This window comes from Janthinobacterium algoris (assembly GCF_051380935.1).
Lineage (GTDB): Bacteria > Pseudomonadota > Gammaproteobacteria > Burkholderiales > Burkholderiaceae_D > Janthinobacterium.
The window spans coordinates 212,253-230,297 of sequence record NZ_JBNYXZ010000001.1 but is presented as its reverse complement, the minus strand read 5'-3'; the positions used below and the strand labels follow the sequence as shown (position 1 = coordinate 230,297).

Annotated in this window: 15 protein-coding genes and 2 tRNA genes; 9 read left to right on the top strand and 8 right to left on the bottom strand. The window is 62.5% G+C overall.

The features are described 5' to 3' along the window. Positions 1–3: 3 nt before the first annotated feature. Positions 4–1,200, bottom strand: a complete 1,197-nt coding sequence (locus ACQ4W7_RS01045; protein ID WP_436527852.1) for an MFS transporter — start codon at positions 1,198–1,200, stop codon at positions 4–6. 110 nt (positions 1,201–1,310) lie between these two features. Here ACQ4W7_RS01045 and ACQ4W7_RS01040 point away from each other — a divergent pair, with 110 nt between their 5' ends. Further along, positions 1,311–2,111: a helix-turn-helix transcriptional regulator gene (locus tag ACQ4W7_RS01040; RefSeq protein ID WP_436527850.1), complete on the top strand. Its 801-nt coding sequence runs from the start codon at positions 1,311–1,313 to the stop codon at positions 2,109–2,111. A 46-nt stretch (positions 2,112–2,157) separates the two neighbouring features. On the opposite strand, the gene ACQ4W7_RS01035 is transcribed toward ACQ4W7_RS01040, so the two are convergent. Together ACQ4W7_RS01035 and ACQ4W7_RS01030 are read right to left on the bottom strand one after the other, a co-directional pair. Beyond that, positions 2,158–2,234: transfer RNA gene (locus ACQ4W7_RS01035), tRNA-Met, on the bottom strand. Positions 2,235–2,376: 142 nt separating this feature from the next. Beyond that, positions 2,377–2,453: transfer RNA gene (locus ACQ4W7_RS01030), tRNA-Met, on the bottom strand. Between the two features lie 207 nt (positions 2,454–2,660). Here ACQ4W7_RS01030 and ACQ4W7_RS01025 point away from each other — a divergent pair. Genes ACQ4W7_RS01025 through ACQ4W7_RS01015 form a run of 3 tightly spaced genes read left to right on the top strand, consistent with a single transcriptional unit; the run spans position 2,661 to position 4,781 of the window. Continuing rightward, a complete protein-coding gene (locus tag ACQ4W7_RS01025) occupies positions 2,661–3,239 on the top strand; it encodes an NUDIX hydrolase (protein ID WP_426071569.1) in 579 nt (192 codons plus the stop codon). 42 nt (positions 3,240–3,281) lie between these two features. Next, positions 3,282–3,998 carry a leucyl/phenylalanyl-tRNA--protein transferase gene (gene aat, locus ACQ4W7_RS01020; RefSeq protein WP_436527847.1) on the top strand — a complete coding sequence of 239 codons (717 nt, stop codon included), beginning with the start codon at positions 3,282–3,284 and terminating at the stop codon, positions 3,996–3,998. Positions 3,999–4,058: 60 nt separating this feature from the next. Beyond that, on the top strand, positions 4,059–4,781 hold the full coding sequence (locus tag ACQ4W7_RS01015) for an arginyltransferase (RefSeq protein ID WP_436527845.1): 723 nt from the start codon (positions 4,059–4,061) through the stop codon (positions 4,779–4,781). 37 nt (positions 4,782–4,818) lie between these two features. On the opposite strand, the gene ACQ4W7_RS01010 is transcribed toward ACQ4W7_RS01015, so the two are convergent. Beyond that, positions 4,819–8,112, bottom strand: coding sequence for a S41 family peptidase (locus tag ACQ4W7_RS01010; protein WP_436527843.1), 3,294 nt, complete (start codon positions 8,110–8,112; stop codon positions 4,819–4,821). Positions 8,113–8,333: 221 nt separating this feature from the next. Here ACQ4W7_RS01010 and ACQ4W7_RS01005 point away from each other — a divergent pair, with 221 nt between their 5' ends. The 5 genes from ACQ4W7_RS01005 (at position 8,334) to ACQ4W7_RS00985 (ending at position 14,260) form a co-directional block, all read left to right on the top strand. Further along, entirely contained in the window at positions 8,334–9,383 is a 1,050-nt protein-coding gene (locus ACQ4W7_RS01005) for a quinone-dependent dihydroorotate dehydrogenase (RefSeq protein ID WP_436527841.1), read from the top strand. 9 nt (positions 9,384–9,392) lie between these two features. Continuing rightward, positions 9,393–10,439, top strand: coding sequence for an aldo/keto reductase (locus ACQ4W7_RS01000; protein WP_436527839.1), 1,047 nt, complete (start codon positions 9,393–9,395; stop codon positions 10,437–10,439). Between the two features lie 261 nt (positions 10,440–10,700). Then, positions 10,701–13,139: a TonB-dependent receptor plug domain-containing protein gene (locus tag ACQ4W7_RS00995; RefSeq protein ID WP_436527837.1), complete on the top strand. Its 2,439-nt coding sequence runs from the start codon at positions 10,701–10,703 to the stop codon at positions 13,137–13,139. A gap of 159 nt (positions 13,140–13,298) precedes the next feature. Continuing rightward, the gene (locus tag ACQ4W7_RS00990; RefSeq protein ID WP_436527835.1) at positions 13,299–13,910 is read left to right on the top strand and encodes an immunity protein Imm33 domain-containing protein; all 612 of its coding nucleotides are present in this window, start codon (positions 13,299–13,301) and stop codon (positions 13,908–13,910) included. Then, a complete protein-coding gene (locus ACQ4W7_RS00985; protein ID WP_426071561.1) occupies positions 13,907–14,260 on the top strand; it encodes an MmcQ/YjbR family DNA-binding protein in 354 nt (117 codons plus the stop codon). Before ACQ4W7_RS00990 ends, ACQ4W7_RS00985 begins: the two co-directional genes overlap by 4 nt. Here ACQ4W7_RS00985 and ACQ4W7_RS00980 read toward each other — a convergent pair. Genes ACQ4W7_RS00980 through cysT form a run of 4 tightly spaced genes read right to left on the bottom strand, consistent with a single transcriptional unit; the run spans position 14,257 to position 18,009 of the window. Then, the gene (locus ACQ4W7_RS00980; RefSeq protein ID WP_426071560.1) at positions 14,257–15,189 is read right to left on the bottom strand and encodes a CysB family HTH-type transcriptional regulator; all 933 of its coding nucleotides are present in this window, start codon (positions 15,187–15,189) and stop codon (positions 14,257–14,259) included. The two genes, ACQ4W7_RS00985 and ACQ4W7_RS00980, sit on opposite strands and share 4 nt — an antisense overlap. A 14-nt stretch (positions 15,190–15,203) precedes the next feature. Further along, positions 15,204–16,274 carry a sulfate/molybdate ABC transporter ATP-binding protein gene (locus tag ACQ4W7_RS00975; protein WP_426071559.1) on the bottom strand — a complete coding sequence of 357 codons (1,071 nt, stop codon included), beginning with the start codon at positions 16,272–16,274 and terminating at the stop codon, positions 15,204–15,206. A 2-nt stretch (positions 16,275–16,276) separates the two neighbouring features. Then, on the bottom strand, positions 16,277–17,203 hold the full coding sequence (gene cysW / locus ACQ4W7_RS00970; RefSeq protein ID WP_426071558.1) for a sulfate ABC transporter permease subunit CysW: 927 nt from the start codon (positions 17,201–17,203) through the stop codon (positions 16,277–16,279). Then, a complete protein-coding gene (gene cysT, locus ACQ4W7_RS00965) occupies positions 17,200–18,009 on the bottom strand; it encodes a sulfate ABC transporter permease subunit CysT (RefSeq protein WP_070224513.1) in 810 nt (269 codons plus the stop codon). Before cysT ends, cysW begins: the two co-directional genes overlap by 4 nt. Positions 18,010–18,045: the final 36 nt, after the last annotated feature.

Sequence of the window (18,045 nt, the reverse complement as noted above, 5' to 3'; positions counted from 1 at the left end):
TAGTTAGGAACGCCGCGCGGCAGGCAACTGCAACAGCAACGCTGCGGCGGCGACAAAGGCGGCGCCGGCCGCCAGCAGCCACATGGGCCAGTCCAGCAGGAGCAGCAAGCCGCCCATGGCGGCGCCGATGGCGCTGCCCAGGTACAGCGCCGATTCGTTGAGGGCGATGGCCAGGTTGCCGTCGCCCTGCCGCGCGCGCACGGCCAGCAAGCGCTGGTTTTGCGGTACTTGCAGGGCCCAGCCAGCCGCGCCCCACAGCACGATCGGCGCCAGCATCAGCCACGCCGACCAGCCGGCCGCCAGCGGCAGCGCGCACAAGGCCAACGCCAGCAGCAGCAAGATGAAACAGGTCAGTTTCGGCGCCGCTATCTTGTCGGCCCATGGCCCGACCAGCACGCTGCCAACGATCCCCCCCACGCCCCACGCCCACAGGAAGGGCGTGGGGGAAATCGCTGCGCCCTGCGCGGACCATGCCAGCAGCGGCGCGATAAACGTATACATGCCCAGGCTGGCAATCGCCGCCAGCAAGGACACCAGCAGGATGGCCAGCACCTGCCCATCGGCCAGCAAGCCCAGCTTACGGCGCAGCGACGTGGCCGGCACCTCTGGCAGCGCGGGCAACCTCCACAGCAAGCCCGCCAGCGCCAGCGCACCGAGGATGGCGACCAGCCACAGGGCCGCCGTCCAGCCCAGCTGCTGCGCCAGCAACAAACTCAATGGCACGCCCAGCACCGTGCCGCCGGCCATGCCACCCATGATCACGCCAATGGCCTTGCCGCGCTGCTGCGGCGCCGACACGCCCGCCGCCGCCGCGATGCCCAGCGCCAGGTAGACACCGGCCCCGATGCCGGCAATGGCGCGCCATGCCAGCAAGCTGCTGAAACCGGGTGCCAGCGCGCTGGCCCCGTTCGCCAGCACAAACACGGCCAGGGCGGTCAACAGGCCGGAGCGCTGCGCGCGTGCCGGCAGCAGGGCCACGACCAGGGGTGAGCCTAGGCCATAGGCCAAAGTAAACGCCGTCACCAATTGCGCGGCCAGCGCCAGCGAGACAGAAAATGCACTGGCGATCATCGGCATCAAGCCCGCCGTCACATACGACGCCATGCCCAGCGCGAACGCGCCCACGGCGATCAGGTAGACGGTGGCCGGCAACGCGGTGGCGGCAGGCGCTGCGGCACTGGAAGAAGAATAGTCAGACATGGGCAAGCTTTCGGGAAGAAAGCAGGCATTCTGGAATACAATATAAACAATTACAATTTAACTGTTTATGCTATTACTGATAGCAACAGGCTCACCGGAAAGACAGCACCATGCGCACTTTGGCCCGCACCCGCCACGAACTGGCCGCCTATCTGCAGGCGCGGCGCGCGCGGCTGTCACCCGAAGACGTGGGCTTGCCGGGCGGCGGCCGGCGCAGAACGCCGGGTTTACGCCGCGAAGAAGTGGCGGCGCTGGCTGGCGTGGGGCTGACCTGGTACACCTGGCTGGAGCAGGGGCGCGACATCGGCGTCTCCAGCGCCTTTCTCGACAAGCTGGCCGAAGTGCTGAAACTGGACGCGGGCGAGCGCCGCCACCTGTTCCTGCTGGCACACGCGCGTCCGCCGGCCGAAGAGGGCAAGACGTATTGCGTGGTGCCGCCGCTGGTGCGCCGCTTGATGCACGAACTGGCGCATCCGGCGTATGTGCTCAACTTGCGCTGGGACGTGCTGGCGTTCAACGGGGGGGCGGATGCCCTGTTTGGCTTCGGCGTGCATGCTGCCGCGCGCCGCAATCTGCTGTGGCTCTTGTTTACCGACCCGCTGCTGCGCTCACGCTTCGCCGGCTGGGAAGAGCAGGCGCCGCTAATGCTGTCGAGCTTTCGCCGCGACTATGCGCGTGCCACGCAGGAAGCCGATATCCACGCACTGGTGGAAGAACTGGAAAAAGTGTCGCCCGAGTTCAAGCTGTGGTGGCGCCGCCATGATGTGCATGCACCGTGCGAAGGCGTGCGCCACCTGAGAATCGACGGCGAGCAGGTCGCGTATGGGCACACCTCGCTGACCATCGATGCGGACCGCCACTTGCGGCTGGTGGTGTATGCGCGCCAGCTGGCAGAAGAAATCGCCCCGTAAACGAAAAAACCGCTGACCCTCTTGCGAGGAACCAGCGGCTTCGGAATGGTTGCGGGGACAGGATTTGAACCTGTGACCTTCGGGTTATGAGCCCGACGAGCTGCCAGACTGCTCCACCCCGCAGCAGAATTATATACCAGATTGTTGCGCGGCGTAAAGGGCATGATTTGACAATCTCATTCGCGCCCCGCCTTGCGGCGTTTGGCTTTGGCTAGCAATGAAAAAAGCCGCTGATCTTTTTCAAGAGTCAGCGGCTTTCAGGTATTGGTTGCGGGGACAGGATTTGAACCTGTGACCTTCGGGTTATGAGCCCGACGAGCTGCCAGACTGCTCCACCCCGCACTTGAATTATAAGGGCAAACGGGTGGCTTAGGCAATAGCTATCTCAACTTCGAGCGCAATAGCGCCATTGAATTAAAAGTGCGTTAAAAAGTGCGTTAAAAGTTCGGTCAATTGCCGGTTGGCATTCTGTCCGCCCGTCACGCCACGCCGCGCGCAATCGGTGTACAGTAAGCGTTACACTAGACACCCATTTTCCTAAGCCCGCCCATGAAATTCTGCTCCGAATGCGCCCATCCTGTCAGTCTGTCCATCCCGGAAGGTGACAACCGTCCGCGCTATGTCTGCGCCAACTGCGACGCCATCCATTACCAGAACCCGAAAATGGTGGTCGGCTCCATCCCCGTATGGGAAGAGGATGGCCAGCTGCAGGTCTTGCTGTGCAAGCGGGCCATCGAGCCGCGCCTGGGCTACTGGACCCTGCCGGCCGGCTTCATGGAAAACGATGAAACCACGTCGGACGCGGCCGAGCGTGAAACGGTGGAGGAAGCGGGTGCGAATATCGAACTGGGCCCCCTGTTTTCGCTGCTCAACGTGCAGCGCGTGCACCAGGTACACCTGTTCTACCTGGCGCGTTTGCGCGACCTCGATTTCGCGCCGGGCATCGAAAGCCTGGAGGTGCAGCTGTTTACGGAAGCGCAAATTCCCTGGGATGACCTGGCCTTCCCGACCATCCGCGCCACCCTGGAACTGTTCTTTGCCGACCGCGTGAAAATCCGCGAAGGCGGCAGCTACGGTGTCCATACGGGCGACATCACGCGCCCGATGGCGCGCACGGATGCTGAGTAAGCTCCCGAGTAAGCCTCCACCAACTGCCACCTTTGACGCCGCATGATTCCCTGGCTCGACACCCACACCCCATTCCCCGACGTCTCGCGCGCCCTCACCGACGAGGCGCCCGGCTTGCTGGCGGCCGGCGCCGACCTGTCGCCCGCGCGCCTGCTCGACGCCTACAAACACGGTATCTTTCCCTGGTTTTCCGAAGGCCAGCCCATCCTCTGGTGGAGTACCGATCCACGCATGGTGCTGATGACGGAGGACTTCAAGGTGTCCGACAGCCTGGCCAAGACCATCCGCAAGGTCGAGCGCAGCGCCGCCACGGACGGGCGCTGGCAGTTGCGCTTCGACAGCGATTTCGACGCCGTCATGCGCGCCTGCGCGGCGCCGCGCAAGGATGGCCCGGGCACCTGGATCTCGGACGAAATCATCGCCGGCTACACGGGCTTGCACAAGCTGGGCTACGCGCACTCGTCGGAACTGTGGCTGGACGGGGAACTGGTGGGCGGCGCGTATGGCGTGTCGATCGGGCGCATGTTTTATGGCGAATCGATGTTCGCGCGCGTCTCGGATGGTTCGAAGATCGCACTGGCGCAGCTGGTGCGTTTTTTGAAGGAGCGCGGCGTGGCCATGATCGACTGCCAACAAGAAACCAGGCACCTGGCCTCGCTGGGCGCGGCGCCCATTTCGCGCGCGCGCTTCCTGGCCCACGTACGCAGCGCCATTGAAGCAACGCAGATCACCGATTGGCATGCTGCGCCGCCCGCATAAAAACGCTATGATATCTTCACACAGACATCCATTGCCGCGGACAGACCAGACAGGATCAGCATGACGCACCTGAACGAACTACCGTTTGCCACCCTGCAGTTCTACACGACGGCGCCCTACCCGTGCAGCTACCTGGACGACCGCCAGGCCCGTTCGCAGGTAGCCACGCCTTCGCACCTGATCAACAGCGACGTGTATTCGGAACTGGTGCGCAACGGCTTTCGCCGCAGCGGCATTTTCACTTATCGGCCGTATTGCGACGGCTGCCAGGCTTGCATCCCCGTGCGCGTGGTGGCGCAATCCTTCACTTCCAACCGCAACCAGCGCCGCGCATGGAGCCGGCACGCCGACCTGCAGGCGGGCGTGGCCACCCTGTCCTTCCTTGACGAGCATTACGAACTGTATCTGCGCTACCAGAGCACGCGCCACGCGGGCGGCGGCATGGACCAGGACAGCCGCGACCAGTACGCGCAATTCCTGCTGCAAAGCCGGGTCAACACGCGCCTGGTGGAGTTCCGCGAGCCGGATGGCACGCTGCGCATGGTCAGCATCATCGACGTACTGGCCGATGGCCTGTCGTCCGTCTACACCTTCTTCGATCCGGACGTGCCGGGCGCCTCGTACGGCACCTACAACGTGCTGTGGCAAATCGCCCAGGCGCGCGAACTGGGCCTGCCGTATATCTACCTGGGCTACTGGATCGCGCAAAGCCCGAAGATGGCGTATAAAATCAACTTCAAGCCGTTGGAAGCGCGCATCAAGGGGCATTGGGTGATCCTGTAAAAGAGGGGCTTGCGCCCCTTTTGCTTATTAATCCCCTTTATTTGCTTTTGTCCGGAAACGCCGGACGTGCAGGCCGCGCGGGCGGGTTCTTCGCCAGTTCGCCCTGGATCACTTCAATCGCCTTTTCCAGCTGCGGATCACGTCCTGCAATGACGTCGGCCGGCGTTTGCTCGACTTCGATATCGGGCGGCACGCCCTCGTTTTCCACGCCCCAGCCATTTTCTCGCGTCCAGAACGCCAGGTTCGGCGCCGTGATGCTGCCGCCGTCCATCAGCACGGGAAAGCCGAGGATGCCCACCAGGCCGCCCCAGGTGGCCTTGCCGATCAGCGGGCCCATGTTATTTTTGCGGAACATCCACGGCAGCAGGTCGCCGCCCGAGCCGGCCGTCTCGTCGATCAGCATGGCGCGCGGGCCCTGGATGGAAGCCGATGGCGTCTTCATGTCGGCGCCATAACGCATGGTCCACCAGGCGATTTCCTTCTTCTGCAGGATCTCGATGTAGTAATCGGCCACGCTGCCGCCGCCATTGAAACGCTCGTCGACGATGATGGCCTGCTTGTCCGCCTGCGGGAAGAAGTAGCGCTTGAAGTAGGTGTGGCCCAGGCCCGCCGTATTCGGCACGTACACGTACGCCACCTTGCCACCGGTTGCCGCGTTGACCTTACGCATATTGCCTTCGATCCAGTCGCGGTTGCGCAAGGCATCCTCGGTGGGCACGGGCACCACGGTGATCGTGCGTGCGCCCTTGCCATCGGCCGATGGCCCCACGGTCAGGTCGATGGCCTTGCCGGCCGTATTCTCAAAGGCGCTGTAGATATTCGTCGGCGGCAGCAAAGGGCGGCTGTCGACGGCCAGCAGGTATTCGCCCGCCTTGACGTTCAGGCCAGGCTCCGTCAGCGGCGCGCGCAGGGCCGGATTCCAGTTCAAGCCGCCATACACCTTCTTGAAGCGGTAATGGCCGTCGCTGACTTCATAATCGGCGCCCAGCAAGCCGCCCGGCACCTTCTTCGCTTCGATAAAATCGTCGCCGCCGCCGCCGCGATGGTGGCCCACGGCCAGTTCGCTGCACATCCACTGAATCAACCGGTTCAGGTCGGCGCGGCTGGACAGCTCGGGCAGGAAGACGGCGTACTTGTCGCGCATGGCCTTCCAGTCCACGCCATGCATGCCCGGGTCATAGAAATAATCGCGGTTGATGCGCCAGACTTCATTGAAAATCTGCGTCCACTCGGCACGCGGATCGGCTTTTACCTCGATGGCGTCGATTTTGATCTTGCCTTCGCTGGGCGCCAGCAGCTTGCCCGTGGCGCTACCCATGGCCCAGTTATCCTTCTGGCGGTACAGCAGCTTCTTGCCGTCGGCCGAGACCTCGAAATCATCTGCCTCCGCCACCACGGTTTCCGCCTTGCGCTCCTTCAAATCGAAGCGCTGCACGGCCTTCTTGCCATCGCTTTCGCGCAGCAAAAAGATCTGGCCCGCGGCGCCGGCGGTCAGGCTGGAGAACTGCGCGGCAGGCAATGGCAGGTCGACGATGCGCGTGGCGATGCCGTCGAAATCGATGCTGATCGGCGCCACGGGCGCCACCGTCACTTTCGGGTCGTCGCGGCCCGTCTTCGGATCGACCTTCGGTTCGCTCTTCGCCTCCGGCTCCGCCTTCGCCGTGTCTTTTTTAGTTTCCGCGCTGGCGGCCTTTTCCTCGTCGCTTTCCTTGATCAGCGGCGACGGCAAGTCGCGCCGCAACACGGCCATCCATACGGTGCGTGTCACCAGGTTGTCTTCATTCTGCTGCGAGAACCAGTTGTTGCTGGGGCCTGCATTCGTCGAGGCGAAGAAGTACAGGTACTTGCCGCTCTTGTCGAACACGGGCTGGGCCACGTCGGACAGGCCATCGGTCACCGGCATCGACTTGTTCTGCTCGACGGAATAAATGTAGGCGCTGCGCGTGTAGGTGGGCGAATTGAGCGTGTAGGCCAGCCAGCGCGAGTCGGGCGCCCACGAGGCGCGCATGCTCTTGTCGACGCCATACATCGGTTCCGTGGCGACCTTCTGCAGCTTGCCCGTGCCGATGTCGATCACATACATGCTCCAGCCATTGTCGGCAAACGCGATCTTCTTGCTGTCGGGTGACCAGACGGCGTTGTCATAAAAGCCGCTGCCATTCAGCTTGAGTTTCTTCACGGCGCCCTTGCCATCCTGCGCTCGCACATGCAATTCATACTCGCCCGACTCGTCCGAGAAATACGCGACCGAACGGCCATCGGGCGACCAGATGGGCGTGCGCTCGTGGGCGCCGGCCGTCTGCGTCAGGTTGCGCACGTCGCCCTTGTCCGCGGGGATGGTGACGATCTCGCCCCGGTATTCGAAGGCGATGCGCGCGCCCGACGGCGAAATCGACGCGTCGCGGATGTATTTCGCATTCTTGACCCAGCGAGGGCGCGTCTGCCCCAGGTCGCTGGCCACGCCGATGGCCAGCTTGTGCGCCTGGCCGCTGGCGATGTCAAACGAGTGCAGATAGCCGGCCTGCTCGTAGACGATGGTGCCGTTGGCCGCCGACGCGTTCAGCACGGGGAAATCCGTGTGCTGCGTCAGCTGGCGCACGGCCTTCGTTTTCACATCATAGGCAAACAGGTTGAATTCGCCGTTGCGGTCGGAGCGGAAGTACACCGTCTCCTTGATCCACATCGGATCGACGTCGTTCGAGCGCGTCGTGGGCTGGGGGATTTTTTCGATGGATTTGTCGCTCGACGAAAATAGCCACAGCCAGGAATTGGTGCCGCCCCGGTAGCGCTTCCACTGCTTGAAGGCGGGCATCAGCGGGTTGTATGCGATGCGCTTGCCGTCCGGCGAATACGCGGCGCGCGATGCATTCGGGATCTCCAGCTGGGTTTCCACGCCACCCGCCACCGGTACAGTGAACAGCTTCTGGAAGCGGTTGTTGAAGGCGGCGCGGGGCGAGGTGAACATCACGGCCTGGCCATCGGGCGTAAACGACTGCGCCAGGTCCGCGCCCGGATGGAAGGTCAGGCGGCGCGGTACGCCGCCAGCCGCCGCGATCACATACACGTCGACATTGCCATCGATGTTGGCGCTATATGCGATCAGGCTGCCGTCAGGCGAGAAGACGGGGTTGGACTTGTCGCCCAGGTCGGAGGTGAGGCGCCGTGCGCCGCCGCCGTCCAGGTTCGACAGCCACAGGTCACCCGCATAAATGAAGGCGATGTGGCGGCTGGAGACGGCCGGTTCGCTCAGCATGCGGGTGTCTTGCGTATTGGGCAGGGCCAGGGCCGGGTGGCTCAGCAGCAGTGCGCTGGCGGCCGCGATGGCGGTCAAGATACGTGTCTTTTTCAATCGATGTCTCGCTTATGAAGTAAAGAGAACAGGGAAAAAACAGGAAGGTCAACGGCCGGATGCGAATTAACAAGGAATCAATATTGCATCAGACCAATAAGAACTATACACCCGGCAGCCGCGCAGAACACGGTAAAATACGGCACTTATTTTGCGCGCCGCCATCCCTTCCCGGTAGCCCGCACACCTACTCAAAGCGCCCCATGTCTGAAAAATTCCTGTACTCCCTCGCCCGCCCGCTGCTGTTTTCGATGGATGCCGAAGCGGCCCACCATTTCACCCTGCCCGCCCTGAAACGCGCTAGCGCGCTGGGCCTGACGAAGCTGGCCGGCAAACCTGCAGCCGATCCGCGCACGGTAATGGGCATCACCTTCCCGAACCCGGTCGGCCTGGCCGCGGGCCTGGACAAGGATGGCGCCTACATCGATGCGCTGGCCGACCTGGGTTTTGGCTCCATCGAAGTGGGCACCGTCACGCCGCGCGCGCAGGCCGGCAATCCGAAACCGCGCATGTTCCGCCTGCCGCAGGCGCAGGGCATCATCAACCGCATGGGCTTTAATAATGGCGGCGTGGACGCCTTCGTGGCCAACGTGCAGGCGTCGAAGTTTTACCAAAACCGCGCCGGCGTGCTGGGCCTGAACATCGGCAAGAACGCCGACACGCCCATCGAACGGGCAGCCGACGACTACCTGCTGTGCCTGGAAAAAGTCTACCCCTACGCCAGCTATGTGACGGTGAACATCTCGTCGCCGAACACCAAGAACCTGCGCCAGCTGCAAGGCGCGTCCGAACTCGACGCCCTGCTGTCGCAACTGAAGGAAGCGCAAGCGCGCCTGGCCGACAAGCACAAACGCTACGTGCCGCTGGCCCTGAAAATCGCGCCGGACATGGATGGCGAACAGGTGAAAAGCATCGCCGAGTCGCTCACGCGCCACCGGATCGACGGCGTCATCGCCACCAACACGACCCTGTCGCGCAGCGCCGTCGAAGGCATGCCGCACGGCGCCGAAGCGGGCGGCCTGTCGGGCGCGCCCGTGTTCGAGCTGTCAAACAATGTCATCCGCCTGCTGAAAGCGGAACTGGGCGACGCCCTGCCCATCATCGGCGTGGGCGGCATCATGCAGGGCAGCGACGCCGTGGCCAAGTTCGAGGCGGGCGCGCAACTGGTGCAGCTGTACAGCGGCCTGATTTACGCCGGTCCTGCCTTGATCAAGGAGTGCGCCCGCGCGCTGCGCGGCAAGCAGGCCCGCTAAGGACGGCGCTTGGAAAAGATCAAGCTGGGTTCCAGCAGCCTGGAAGTGAGCAGGATCTGCCTGGGCACGATGACCTTCGGCGAACAGAACAGCGAAGCCGAAGCGCACAGCCAGCTCGACTACGCGCTGGAACGGGGTATCAATTTCATCGACACGGCGGAGATGTATCCGGTAATGGCCAGCGCGCAGACGCAGGGCAGCACCGAGCGCTACATTGGCAGCTGGCTGAAGAAAAGCGGCAGGCGCGGCGACATCGTCCTGGCCAGCAAGGTGGCCGGACCGAACTCGCGCATGCATTGGATACGCAAGGGCAAGACCGACCACGACGCGGTCAATATCCGCATTGCCGTCGAAGACAGCTTGCGCCGGCTGCAGACGGAGCACATCGACCTGTATCAATTGCACTGGCCCAGCCGCAACCTGCCCATCTTCGGCGCCAGCGTGTACAACCCGCGCAAGGAACACGCCTCGGTCGCCATCGAAGATACGTTGGCCGTGCTGGGCAAGCTGGTCGAGGAAGGCAAGATCGGCCACATCGGCGTATCGAACGAATCGTCGTGGGGCGTGTGCGAATGCATCAAACAGGCCGAGCTGAAAGGCTTGCCGCGCATTGCATCCATCCAGAACCTGTACAACCTGACGGCACGCCATTTCGAGACGAGCCTGCTCGATGAAACTTGCCACCGGGAAAATGTAAGCTTGCTGGCCTACAGCCCGCTGGCGTTCGGCCAGCTGACGGCGAAATACCTCGACGATTCGCAAGCCAAGGGGCGCCTGACGCGCTTCCCTGCCGGCTGGAGTCCCCGCTACGTGCGCCCCGCTACCATAGCGGCAGCCAGCCAGTATGCGGCGCTGGCCCGCGCGCATGGCTTGACGCCGGCGCAACTGGCGCTGGCCTGGTGCTATACGCGCTGGTTCGTGGCAGCCACCATCATCGGAGCCACCAGCGTGGAGCAGTTGCAGCAAAATATCGATGCGCATCAAGTCACGCTGTCGCCGGAACTGGTGGCGGCCGTCGACGCCATCCACGCCAGCTTGCCCAATCCGGGACAGTAGGCGCGCCCTCTCATTACATATAGTCGTATTTATACAACAGCTGGTAATTTACTGCTGTGCAGCATTGCGGCCGTGCCATGCCCGGTCGTATGCTGGAAACGAGGCCATATGCGCTACTCGCGGCATTTTTACGTGTATCAGACATTTATTGCATATCAATAGACAGAACGATTCGTAAGCACACCGTTCGCCCGCTGCTAAGCTGATTTCGTCATCGGACCGCCATGGTCCGCGCAACCACCAACCGAAGAGATATCGTCGATGAGTTCAAGCACCGCCCGCTCCCAGCTTCCCGCCCTGCCCATAAAAACCGTTATCGCCGCCAGCCTGATCGCCTGCTTCAACCTGCCAATGCATGTGCAAGCGCAGCAAGAGCTGCCGGCTGAGGGGGAATTGCAATCGGTGGTGGTCACCGGCACCTTCGCCAAGAACCGCCGCACCATCGATTCCGAATCGCCGATCGACATCCTCACCTCGCGCGACCTGCAAAGCACGGGCTCGGGCGAACTGGCCACCGTGCTGGCGCGCCTGCTACCATCGCTGAACTTTGCCCGCGCCACGGGCGCTGATGCCAGCGACGCCGTGCGCCCTGCCCAGCTGCGCGGCCTGTCGCCGGACCAGACCCTGGTGCTGGTGAACGGCAAGCGCCGTTACACTTCGGCCGTCGTCAACGTCAACGGTTCCCTGGGTCGCGGCTCGGCACCCGTCGACCTGAACGCCATTCCCCTGGCCGCCATCGACCACGTGGAAGTGCTGCGCGATGGCGCGGCGGCCCAATACGGCTCCGACGCGATTGCCGGCGTGATCAACATCATCCTGAAAAAAGGCGCGGCCGGCGGCGACGTCGAAGTGGGCTATGGCCAGACGCAGGAGCGCGACGGCAAGCAGAAATCCATCAAGGGTTCGGCCGGCTTCGCCCTGGGCGAGGACGGCTGGGTACGTGTCTCGGCCGAAGTGGCTGAACGCGATCCGACCAACCGCGCCGGCGCCGATTTCCGCAATCCGCTGGAACCGCGCTATGGCAAGGTCAACCAGCGCTACGGCGACCCGGAAAGCAAGCCGGCAACGATTTTCCTCAACAGCGAATACCACATCAATGACAATGTGGACTGGTATGCCTTCGGCAACTACGGCAAGCGCGACACGTCGGCCGCCGCCACCTGGCGCACGGCGCTGATCCAGGACTCTGTCAGCAAAGCGTATTCTCAGCGCACGCCTATCTTCCCGGAAGGCTTCTTGCCGCTGCAAAACAGTACCCTGACCGACCAGTCCATCGTCACGGGCTTGCGCGGTGAAGCGGCCGGCTGGCGCTGGGATGCCAGCATCAATTACGGTAGCAACAAGTTCGAACTGGACCTGGACAACACGGTCAACCAGTCGCTGGGCGCGAACAGCCCCACGCATTTCTATGCCGGCTCACTGAAAAATGAACAGACGGTATTGAACCTCGATGCGGCGCGCGAGTTTCCCGTGTCTTACTTTACGGGCCCGCTGACGGTAGCCTTGGGTGCCGAAGCGCGCCATGAAAAGTACAGCATCGGTGCCGGCGATGAAGCGTCGTACATCACCGCAGATCCGAAGCTGGCTGGCGGCTCGCAGGGCTTTGCCGGCTTCCGTCCGGCCAACGCTGGCAGCCACTCGCGCCATAACGAGTCGATCTATGTGAACCTGGAAGCGGAAGCAACGAAGAAACTGTCGGGCGGCGTGGCCCTGCGCCATGAACGCTACAGCGATTTCGGCAGCACCACCTCGGCCAAGGGTTCGGCCCGTTATGCGTTCACCGATGCGCTGTCCCTGCGCGGCACGGTGTCAAGCGGCTTCCGCGCGCCATCGCTGGCACAGCAGTATTACACCATCACCACGACCAACTTCCAGGTCGTCAACGGCGTCAATACGCCAATCGAGACGGGCACCTTCGCCGTCAACACGCCGCAGGCGCGCGCTCTGGGCGCACAGGACCTGAAACCGGAAAAGGCGCGCAACTACAGCCTCGGCCTGCAGTTCCAGCCCAGCCGCAACTTCACGACGACAGTGGACGCCTACCGCATCGACATCGACAACCGCATCCTGTTCTCAGCCAATCTGATCCTCAGCAATGCTTTGAAGAACATCCTGGCAGCGCAGGGCACGCCGGTGGGCTCGGGACGCTATTTCACCAACGCTGTCGATACGCGCACGGAAGGCGTGGACATCGTCAGCACCTACCGCATCGACTTGCAGGACAAGGACCGCCTAGACCTCACCGTGGCGTACAACCACAACAAGAGCACGGTACGGAAAATCGCCGACAATCCGGCCATCCTGACGGCCAATAACCTGAAGCTGATCGACCGCCAGAGCATCGACCGCATCACGGTGGCATCGCCGAAAGACAAGTTCAGCCTGGCCGCCGACTACGGCTTCGGCATCTGGAATGCGCACGGCGTCGTGACGCGCTACGGCAGCTTCACCGTGCCGCAAAACGACGTCAAGCTGGACCAGACGTATGACCCGCAATGGGTGCTGGACGTGTCCGGTTCCGTGAAACTGGGCAAGAACTGGCGCCTGGTGGCCGGCATCGACAACGTCACCAACCGCTACCCGGCGCAAGTGACCAGCAACGGCAACCTGAGCGTCAACGGCACCCAGCCGTACAGCATCTTCGCGCCGAACGGTTTCAACGGCCGCTATTACTACGCCAAGGCGGGTTATAGCTGGTAATAGCTGGTAATAGCTGGCAATAGCAACGCAGCACGGGAGGCATCTGCCTCCCGTTTTTTATTCCGGCCTTCGACACCGAATAAAGCGCTGGCGTACGGGTGGCCATCCTTGCCTGCAATCGGCTACCATGGGTTTTATTCTTCTTGACGACGGACCACCATGCCCAGCTGGCACCTGGCCGACGCCGCCGAACTGGCGGCGCGCCATCCCTACACCTTCTATAAATCGCCGCCCGAGGCCATCGCCCAGGTGCGCCCCGGCGATGTGGTCAAGCTGATCTTCGCCTTCCACAGTGACGATCCGCAAGCACCGGGCGCCGAGCGCATGTGGGTGCTGGTCGAGACGGTGGAAGCGCATGGGCATTTCACCGGCAAGCTCGACAACATGCCTGGCCACATTCGGGATTTGCAGGCCAAAGACCCCGTCGACTTCACGGCGCGCCACATCATCAATACGCAGCACGACGATGACGATAACCTCGTCAACCGCTATGCGGGCCTGTGCTTCGTCACAAAACGCGTGCTGGAAGATGGCGCGCCCGTCGGCTATCTGTACCGTGAGGAACCCGACAATGCCGACGACAGCGGCTGGCGCTTCACGGCCAACGATGAAAACGACGATTACATCAACGACAGCGCCAACATGGCCTTGATCTCGCTGGGCGCCGTGCTCAGCGTGGACGACCGTTTCATCCGCCTGCTGGATTCTCCGGCCGGGTCAGCCTATGCTTTCGACCACAACACGCAACAATTCATGGCGGTTGACGAATGACAACAGATGAACTGAAAGACTTTTGCGCGGCGCTGCCCGGCGCGCAAGCCGTGCTGTACGGCCCGCCGTCGAACATCCTCGTGGTTGAGGTGAGCGGCAAGAAATTTGCCTACTTTAAGACCAGCGCACCGGAACAGTGGCGCTTCAGCCTGCGGGTCAGCGCGGCACGCTTTATTGAACTGACGGACATGCCCGGTGTGAAACCGGCCCGCTACATGGGCCGCTTTCACTGGGTCACCATCGTCGATGTGGCGCGCTTCCCTGCCGATTACCTGATGGAACTGGTGCAGGATTCCCACGCGCGCGCCGTGGCCAGCCTGACGCGCGCGCAGCGGGCAGCCATCGGCTAGAGGGCTTCCTCTCCCGCCATGGCGCGGTCGATGTCTTCGCGCGTCAGATCCGGCGCCAGTTGCAGGATGAACTCGTAGGCGTAGGCGCGCAGGTAGGCGCCACGGCGCACGGCCAGGCGCGTCGTGTTGGTGGCGAACAAATGCGACGCTTCCACCGCCCGCAAGCCCTTGTCGCGGCCATGGTCGAAGGCCATCGATGCCACGATGCCCACGCCCATGCCCAGCGCCACGTATTGCTTGATGACGTCGGAATCCATGGCCGTCAAAATAATATCGGTGGCCACGCCCGCCTTGGCGAAGGCATCGTCGATATGGCCGCGTCCCGTGAAACCCTTGTCGTAGGTAATCAACGGGTATTTCGCCAGGTCTTCCAGGCGGATGGGCGAATGGTCGAGCAACGGATGACCGTCCGGCACGACGATCAAATGGCTCCAGCGGTAGCACGGGAACGACACCAGGTCGGGGAACTGGCTCAGGCCTTCCGTGGCGATGCCGATATCGGTCTTGCCCGACAGCACCCATTCCGCGATATGCTCGGGCGCGCTTTGTTGCAGCGCAATGCGCACGTCGGGGAAAGCGGCGCGGAAGCCCTGCACCACTTTCGGCAGCGCATAGCGCGCCTGCGTGTGCGTCGCCGCCACCGATAACGTTCCGCTGGTCTGGCCGCTGTATTCCAAGCTGGCTTGCTGCAAGTTTTCCGCCTCGATCAAGAGGCGGTCGACGATTTTCAGGATGCCCTTGCCCGGCTCCGTCAAGCCCGTCAAGCGCTTGCCGTTGCGCTCGAAAATCACCACGCCCAGCTCGTCCTCGAGTTCGCGGATCTGCCGGCTCACGCCCGGCTGCGACGTGAACAGGGCGTTCGCCACTTCCGTCAGGTTGTAGCCGCGGCGGGCCGCTTCGCGGATTGAGCGCAGTTGTTGAAAATTCATAGTATTGCAGCCTCTTAGGTTCTTGTCGGTTCAACGAACACGTGTAATCGTTTCGGGCGCACGACCAGGGTCTCGCCCTCTTTCAGTTGCAGATGGGTGAAGCGCTCGTTCGACATCACCGCTTCGATCAGTTCGCTGTTATCGACGCGCTGCAAGTCCAGTTGGGCCAGCGGGCCGATCGCATGGGCGCGGCTCAGCTTGACCACGATGCCTTCGGCGCCCTGCGTGTAGCGGTCGATTTCCAGGTCGTGCGGACGCACATAGGCCGTGCCCTTGCTGTCGCTCACGCCCGCGTAATCGGGTACCTCGAAGCTGGCGTCACCGGTCGCCATCACGCCGTCATGCACGCGGCCGTGGAACAGGTTGACGTTGCCCAGGAAGCCGTAGACGAAGGGCGAAGCCGGGTGGTTGTAAACTTGTTCCGGGGAACCGATTTGCTCGACAGTGCCTTTGTTCATCAGCACCACCTGGTCAGCCACTTCCAGCGCCTCTTCCTGGTCATGCGTGACGAAAATGCTGGTGACGTGCAAGTCGTCATGCAGGCGGCGCAGCCAGCGGCGCAATTCCTTGCGCACCTTGGCGTCGAGCGCGCCAAACGGCTCATCGAGCAGCAGCACACGGGGCTCGACAGCCAGTGCGCGCGCCAGGGCGATGCGCTGGCGTTGGCCGCCCGACAACTGCGGTGGATAGCGGTCGGCCAGCCAGTCCAGCTGCACCAGCTCCAGCAAATCTTTTACCTTGCGGCGGATCTGGTCTTCCGAGGGGCGCTCGCTACGCGACTTCACGCGCAAGCCAAAGGCCACGTTTTCAAACACCGTCATGTGCTTGAACAGCGCATAGTGTTGAAACACGAAACCCACTTGGCGCTCGCGCACGTGGCGGTTCGATGCGTCTTCCGCGTCCAGCAGCACTTGACCGCTGTCCGGATGCTCGAGGCCGGCAATGATGCGCAGCAAGGTGGTCTTGCCGCAACCGGACGGGCCCAGCAAGGCAGTCAGTTCACCGGCGGGAAAGTCCAGCGAGATATTGTCGAGGGCGACGAAATCGCCGAAACGCTTGTGGATGTTGTTAACTGCGATGGTCATGATCAGTGCTCCGTAGAACGTAAGGCGGAATCGTCGGCGTCGCTCTCGTTCAAACGCCACTCAATAAAAGCTTTCAAGGCCAGGGTCACCAGCGCCAGCAGGGCCAGCAGGGAGGCGACGGCAAACGCGGCGGCAAAGTTGTACTCGTTGTACAAAATCTCCACTTGCAGCGGCATGGTGTTGGTTTCGCCGCGGATATGGCCGGAGACCACGGACACGGCGCCGAACTCGCCCATGGCGCGGGCGTTACACAGGATCACGCCATACAGCAAACCCCATTTGATATTTGGCAAGGTGACTCTGCGGAAAGTATTCCAGCCCGAGGCGCCCAGCACGATGGCGGCCTCTTCCTCTTCGCTGCCCTGCGCCTGCATCAGCGGGATCAGTTCGCGCGCCACGAAGGGGAAGGTGATGAAGATGGTGGCCAGCACGATGCCGGGCACGGCAAACAAAATCTTGATGTCGTGCGCCTGCAGCCACGGGCCGAACCAGCCCTGGGCGCCAAACATCAGCACGTAGATCAAGCCGGAAATCACGGGCGAGACGGAAAACGGCAAGTCGATCAGGGTCAGCAAAATGCTCTTGCCACGGAATTCGAACTTGGCGATGCACCAGGAAGCGGCCACGCCGAAGACCAGGTTCAACGGCACGGCGATGGCCGCCGTGATCAGGGTCAGCTTGATGGCGGAAATCGCGTCCGGATCGATGATGGCGGCGATATACGCTTCCCAGCCCTTCTTGAACGCTTCGGCAAACACGGCCACCAGGGGCACGATCAGGAAGGTCGTCAGGAACAGCAAGGCGATGCTGATCAATACCGTGCGCACCCACAAGGGTTCCAGCACGACGGGACCGACGTTCGGTTCGAAGCGGCGCGCTTTTGGCAGCGCATCTTCCACATTCGCAACCGCAGAGACATTGGTACTCATGATTTCTTCGCCTTTCCGCGCGTCCATGCTTGCAGCAGGTTAATCGTCAACAACAGCAGGAAAGACACCACCAGCATCACCACGGCGATGGCCGTGGCGCCTGCGTAATCGTATTGCTCCAGCTTGGTAATAATGAACAGTGGCGTGATTTCCGACACCATCGGCATGTTGCCGGCGATGAAGATCACGGAACCGTATTCGCCCGTGGCGCGGGCAAAGGCCAGCGCAAAGCCCGTCAGCAAGGACGGCAAAATCGTGGGGAAGATGACGCGGATAAACGTTTGCAGCGAATTGGCGCCCAGGCTGGCGGCCGCCTCTTCCAGTTCTTTTTCCGCGTCTTCCAGCACCGGTTGCACGGTGCGCACGACGAAGGGCAAGCCGATGAAAGTCAGCGCCACCACCACGCCCAGCGGCGTGAACGCCACCTTGATGCCCAGCACGCCTTCGATGAACTGGCCAAACCAGCCGTTCGACGAATACAGGGCCGTCAGGGTGATGCCGGCGACGGCCGTTGGCAAGGCGAACGGCAAGTCGACCAGCGCATCGATGATGCGCTTGCCAGGAAATTTATAACGCACCAGCACCCAGGCCAGGATGCCGCCAAACACCACGTTCAGCAAGGCGGCGATCAGCGAGGCGCCAAACGTCAGCCGGTACGACGCCATCACGCGCTCGGATGTAACTGCGCTGAAGAAGGCGTCCCAGGTCATGGTGAAGGTTTTCAGGAACACCGAGGAGAGCGGAATGAGGACGATCAAGGCCAAGTAAAAGAGCGTGAAGCCCAGTGACAGCTTAAACCCCGGCATGACCCGAAACGGCGCTCCGCGCGCCTTGAGCGGTGC

Bases quoted from the DNA above. Each gene is read 5' to 3' on its own strand.
- ACQ4W7_RS01045 (WP_436527852.1), bottom strand. From the start codon at position 1,200: ATGTCTGACTATTCTTCTTCCAGTGCCGCAGCGCCTGCCGCCACCGCG.
- ACQ4W7_RS01040 (WP_436527850.1), top strand. From the start codon at position 1,311: ATGCGCACTTTGGCCCGCACCCGCCACGAACTGGCCGCCTATCTGCAG.
- ACQ4W7_RS01025 (WP_426071569.1), top strand. From the start codon at position 2,661: ATGAAATTCTGCTCCGAATGCGCCCATCCTGTCAGTCTGTCCATCCCG.
- aat (WP_436527847.1), top strand. From the start codon at position 3,282: ATGATTCCCTGGCTCGACACCCACACCCCATTCCCCGACGTCTCGCGC.
- ACQ4W7_RS01015 (WP_436527845.1), top strand. From the start codon at position 4,059: ATGACGCACCTGAACGAACTACCGTTTGCCACCCTGCAGTTCTACACG.
- ACQ4W7_RS01005 (WP_436527841.1), top strand. From the start codon at position 8,334: ATGTCTGAAAAATTCCTGTACTCCCTCGCCCGCCCGCTGCTGTTTTCG.
- ACQ4W7_RS00995 (WP_436527837.1), top strand. From the start codon at position 10,701: ATGAGTTCAAGCACCGCCCGCTCCCAGCTTCCCGCCCTGCCCATAAAA.
- ACQ4W7_RS00990 (WP_436527835.1), top strand. From the start codon at position 13,299: ATGCCCAGCTGGCACCTGGCCGACGCCGCCGAACTGGCGGCGCGCCAT.
- ACQ4W7_RS00985 (WP_426071561.1), top strand. From the start codon at position 13,907: ATGACAACAGATGAACTGAAAGACTTTTGCGCGGCGCTGCCCGGCGCG.
- ACQ4W7_RS00980 (WP_426071560.1), bottom strand. From the start codon at position 15,189: ATGAATTTTCAACAACTGCGCTCAATCCGCGAAGCGGCCCGCCGCGGC.
- ACQ4W7_RS00975 (WP_426071559.1), bottom strand. From the start codon at position 16,274: ATGACCATCGCAGTTAACAACATCCACAAGCGTTTCGGCGATTTCGTC.
- cysW (WP_426071558.1), bottom strand. From the start codon at position 17,203: ATGAGTACCAATGTCTCTGCGGTTGCGAATGTGGAAGATGCGCTGCCA.
- cysT (WP_070224513.1), bottom strand. From the start codon at position 18,009: ATGCCGGGGTTTAAGCTGTCACTGGGCTTCACGCTCTTTTACTTGGCC.